Origin of the sequence: Longimicrobium sp. (assembly GCF_036399935.1) — a bacterium.
GTDB lineage: Bacteria > Gemmatimonadota > Gemmatimonadetes > Longimicrobiales > Longimicrobiaceae > Longimicrobium.
Genome location: NZ_DASWMD010000077.1, coordinates 1 through 4503, shown reverse-complemented (window position 1 = coordinate 4503; position 4503 = coordinate 1). Strand labels below are relative to the sequence as shown.

Here is a 4503-nt window from a genome sequence, read left to right as displayed (position 1 = left end):
TGGACGGGCTCGCGGGCGCCACGAGCTTGGCGAGCCGCTCGTGGAGCGTCGCGAGCGCGGCCAGGTCGATCGGCTGGCTTGTGTTGCGCGCCGACTCGTAGCCCGCCGCGGCCTGCACCAGGGCGGCGGGTGCGCGCATTCCCTTGCCCACCAGGTGGCGGACCATGGAGCACGATTCGTCGACGAGCTGGTCCTGGAGTGTGGGCGCGGAAGGCCCGGTGTTGGTCGGCATTGGCGGGATGGTGCTGGAGGGAAGCTGCAGCGGAGAGTTCTCTATTGTAATGGCCGTGACGGGAAAGGGGAACACCTGTGTTCGTAGGAGCGCCTGAATCGAGCGAGGCGCCCCCGGTCCGGGGACGCCTCTCGATGCCTCCGCGCCGCCTGCGGGCTCAGCGAAGGTTGGGATGCAGTACCTCCACGGTTCCGTCGAACACCACCCGCTCTGGGCTTCCCCCCTGGGCCCGGTGCAGCACACGGAGGCGATAGTCGCGCGGTTCAAGGCCGGAGATCAGGGCGACGTAGCCGTGCTTGCCGATCGCCGTGTAGCACCCGCTCGGCTGCTCCCAATCCACCACCAGAGTGAGGGAACGGCCGCCCTCGAGCAGGTCCCCGTGCAGCGTTCCGCCCACGCAGGGCGATTGGAAGCGCCCGTTCACGCGGATGGCGCCGCCAAAGCCGCTCACCTGCGGGGTTTCCGGATCGGACGACGTGGCTGGGGGCGCGTCGGAGGTGAAGGTCAGCTGCGCGTCGGAAAGCGTCGGCTCGCCGTTGCACGAGGCGAGCAGGAACGCGGCGGCAAGCAGGGCGATTCGTTTCATGGTGCGCGATGTGTCTGGTCGTGTCCGAGCGTCGACTTGTGCTTCGCCGCAGAGAACGTGCGAGCGCCCGCCGGGCTGACACCCGCCCAGCCGGATTGTGCCACCCGTGGCCCTGCCGTAGCTTTGCGGAATGATGAGACGCCGCATTCCCGTCGCGATCCTTGCCGCGGCCGTCACGCTGGCGGCCGCGCCCCGTTCCGCCCCCGCGCAGGAGGCCGGCTCCGAGTACCGCGGGGCCGCGGCGCTGGGGCTTTCGCTGCGCCGCCTGGGCGTCAGCAAGCGCGTGCTGATGGTGGGCGCGCACCCCGACGACGAAGACACCCAGCTCCTGGCCCGCCTGGCCCTGCAGGAGGGCGCCGACGTGGCGTACCTGTCGCTGACGCGCGGCGAGGGCGGGCAGAACGGCATCGGCCCGGAGCTGGGCGCGGGGCTGGGGCTGCTGCGCACCGAAGAGCTGCTGGCCGCGCGCCGCGTGGACGGGGCGGAGCAGTTCTTCAGCCGCGCGTACGACTTCGGCTTCAGCAAGTCGGCCGACGAGGCGTTTCGCCATTGGCCGCGCGAGGAACTGCTGCGCGACGTGGTGCGGGTGATCCGCCAGTACCGGCCCGACGTGATCGTCACCGTGTTCAGCGGAACCCCGCGCGACGGCCACGGGCAGCACCAGGTGTCGGCGATGGTGGCGCACGACGCGTTCACGGCCGCCGGCGATCCCGCGCGCTTTCCCGAGCAGATCGCCCAGGGGCTGCGTCCGCATCACGCCGCCAAGCTGTACCAGTCGCTGCGCTCGCGCGCGGAAGGCGCCACGGTGCAGGTGCGCGTGGGCGAGCTGGACCCGCTGATCGGCCGGTCGCCCTTTCAGCAGGCCATGGCCAGCCGTTCGCGCCACCGCTCGCAGGACATGGGCGCGCCGGAGCTTCCGGGTGCCCGCACCAACTACCTGCGCCGCGTCTTTCCCGAGGGCGCGGGTCCCGAGCCCTCCATCTGGGCGGGAATCGACACCACCTTCGCCCCCGCCGAGCGCTCCGAGTCCGCCGCCGCGCGCGGGCTGCTGCGCTATCACCAGTCGGTGGATGCGCTGCGGGCGCGCTTCAACCCGCTGGAGCCCGGTGCGCTGGCCGCCGGCCTCGCGGACGCGCTCGCCACGCTGCGGCAGGCGCGCGCGGCCATCCCCGCGAGCAACGGCACGGCGGACCTGGTGTTCGCCATCGACGAAGAGATCCGCCAGGCCCAGGCGGCGGCCCTGCAGGCGGCGGGCGTGGTGGTGGACGCGGTGGCGAGCGACGCACGCATCGCCCCGGGCGAGGCGTTCACGCTGGACCTGACCGTGTGGAACGGCGGGCCGGGCCCCCTCACCGTCCGCCGGCTGCAGCCGGAGCTTCCCGCGGGATGGAACGCCGCGCCGGTGGACTCCGCTTCGCGTCCCTCGGGATCCGTCATCGCCCCGGGCGAGCTGTACCTCCGCCGCTTTCGGGTGACGGTTCCGGCGGACGCGGCGCTCACCGAGCCGTACTTTCTGCGCGAGCCGGTGGAGGGTGACCTGTACCGCTGGCCGCGGAACGATTCCGCGCTCGGCCGTCCCTTCGAGCACGCCCCCGTGCGGGCGCGGGCCGAAGTCGTGATGGGTGCGCGCGGCGCGGACGCGGCGATGGAAACCGCGGTGGATGCCACGTTCCGCGAGGTCGATCCGCGCCAGGGCGAGCTGCGGAGGCCGGTGATGGTGGTGCCGGCGGTGTCGGTGCTTCTCGATCCGCCCGCGCGCGTGCTGTCGACGGCATCCGGCCGCCCGCTGGAGTACACGGTGCGCCTGGCGTCCGAGGCGCCGGAGGGGATCAGCGGCACGCTGCGGCTGGAGGTTCCCGCGGGATGGCGGGTTCGCGAGGGCGCCGTGCCCGTGCGCTTCACGCGGCCCGGCGAGGTGCGCGAGGTGCGCTTCAGCGTCCACTCGCCCGCGGGCACGGCGCCGGGTGACTATCCGGTGGCCGCCGTCTTCCAGGCGGAGGACGGGCGCCGCTTCACCCGCGGCGTGCAGATGATCGACTATCCCCACGTGCGCGCGCGTGCGCTGTACCACGCCGCCACGTCGCGGGTGCGGGCGTTCGACGTGCGCGTGCCCGCCGGGCTGCGCGTGGGCTACATCGAGGGCGCGGGTGAGGAGGGGCCGCGCTTCCTGCAGAACCTGGGCATCACCCCCGAGCTGCTGGACGCGGACGACCTGGCCGAGGGCGACCTGTCGCGCTTCGACGTGATCGTGGCGGGCAGCCGCGCGTACGAGGTGCGCACGGACCTGATGGCGCACAACCAGCGCCTGCTGGACTGGGTGTCGCGCGGCGGCACCATGATCGTGCAGTACAACAAGTACGAGATCGTGGAGGGCCGCTTTACACCCTACCCCATCACCATGGCGCGCCCGCACGGCCGGGTGACGGACGAGGGCTCGCCGGTGCGCATCGTCGACCCCGCGCACCCCGTGCTGGCCACACCCAACCGCATTGGGCCGGCGGACTGGGAGGGCTGGGTGCAGGAGCGCGGGCTGTACTTCGCCCAGACGTGGGACCCGTCGTACACGCCCGTGCTGGAGATGGGCGACCCCGGCGATGCCCTGCGCGGCGGGCTGCTGGTGGCGCGCCACGGGCAGGGAACGTACGTCTACACGGGGCTGGCGTTCTTCCGCCAGTTTCCCGAGGGCGTCCCCGGCGCCTACCGACTGTTCGCCAACCTGCTGGCGCTGGGCGCCCGGGATGGCGCGGCCGCACCCCGCAGACCCTGAGGCGCCGATGTCCATCGAAACGCATGACGAGCTGGAGGGGATGAAGCGCGCGGGGCGCATCGTGCGGATGGTGATCCGGGCGATGGAAAAGGCGCTGCGCCCCGGCGTGACCACGGCCGAGCTGGACGAGATCGGCGGCCGGGTGATGCACCGCGAGGGCGCGTGCTCGGCGCCGAAGATGGTGTACGGCTTTCCGGGCGAGGTGCTGATCAGCGTGAACGACGAGGTGGTGCACGGCATTCCGGGGAGCCGCGTGATCCAGGCCGGCGACCTGGTGAAGCTGGACGTGACGGTGGACAAGGACGGCTACGTGGCCGACGCCGCGGTGACGGTGCCGGTGGCGCCCGCGCCGGAGCGCGCGCTGAAGCTGGCGGCGTGCGCGCGCGCGGCGTTCGTGAAGGCGATGGAGGTGGCGCGCGTGGGGAACCGGGTGAACGACATCGGCCGGGCGGTGGAAGACGAGGTGCGCCGCCGGGGGTTCCGGGTGATTCGCGACCTGAACGGCCATGGCATCGGCCGGACGATCCACGAAGAGCCCAGCATTCCCAACTACTTCGATCCCCGCCTCACCCGAAAGCTGACGGAGGGGCTGGTGATCACGGTGGAGCCCATCGTGGGCGAAACGTCGGGCCGCTTCGTCGAGGACCCCGACGGATGGACCCTGCGCACGGACGACGGCGGCCTGGCCGCGCACTACGAGCACACGCTCGTCATCACCCGCGGCAAGCCGATCCTGCTGACGGCTGCGTGAGCGCTCCCAAGACGACGGAGCGCCAGGGCCTGTCATCCTGAGAGGGTGTTGAGATAACCGAACAAAGTACGAACATGCACAAGTAGACGGTGTATGCGGCTGGCATGACGAGCCGTAGATATCCGACAGACTTGACCGATTCGCAGTGGGAGCTGCTGCGCCCGCTC

At 71.9% G+C, this 4503-nt stretch carries 3 protein-coding genes and 1 pseudogene; 2 read left to right on the top strand and 2 right to left on the bottom strand.

Going from position 1 to position 4503, the window contains the following annotated elements; all coding sequences use genetic code 11:
* Together VGB24_RS23710 and VGB24_RS23705 are read right to left on the bottom strand one after the other, a co-directional pair.
* Positions 1 to 232, bottom strand: a pseudogene (locus tag VGB24_RS23710) (hypothetical protein); the annotation flags it as partial.
* Positions 233 to 389: 157 nt separating this feature from the next.
* Positions 390 to 818 carry a hypothetical protein gene (locus VGB24_RS23705; RefSeq protein WP_331075408.1) on the bottom strand — a complete coding sequence of 143 codons (429 nt, stop codon included), beginning with the start codon at positions 816 to 818 and terminating at the stop codon, positions 390 to 392.
* Between the two features lie 130 nt (positions 819 to 948).
* Here VGB24_RS23705 and VGB24_RS23700 point away from each other — a divergent pair, with 130 nt between their 5' ends.
* Both VGB24_RS23700 and map read left to right on the top strand, forming a co-directional pair.
* A complete protein-coding gene (locus VGB24_RS23700) occupies positions 949 to 3585 on the top strand; it encodes a PIG-L family deacetylase (RefSeq protein ID WP_331075407.1) in 2637 nt (878 codons plus the stop codon).
* A gap of 7 nt (positions 3586 to 3592) precedes the next feature.
* A complete protein-coding gene (gene map, locus VGB24_RS23695) occupies positions 3593 to 4336 on the top strand; it encodes a type I methionyl aminopeptidase (protein WP_331075406.1) in 744 nt (247 codons plus the stop codon).
* Positions 4337 to 4503: the final 167 nt, after the last annotated feature.

Bases quoted from the DNA above. Each gene is read 5' to 3' on its own strand.
- VGB24_RS23705 (WP_331075408.1), bottom strand. From the start codon at position 818: ATGAAACGAATCGCCCTGCTTGCCGCCGCGTTCCTGCTCGCCTCGTGC.
- VGB24_RS23700 (WP_331075407.1), top strand. From the start codon at position 949: ATGATGAGACGCCGCATTCCCGTCGCGATCCTTGCCGCGGCCGTCACG.
- map (WP_331075406.1), top strand. From the start codon at position 3,593: ATGTCCATCGAAACGCATGACGAGCTGGAGGGGATGAAGCGCGCGGGG.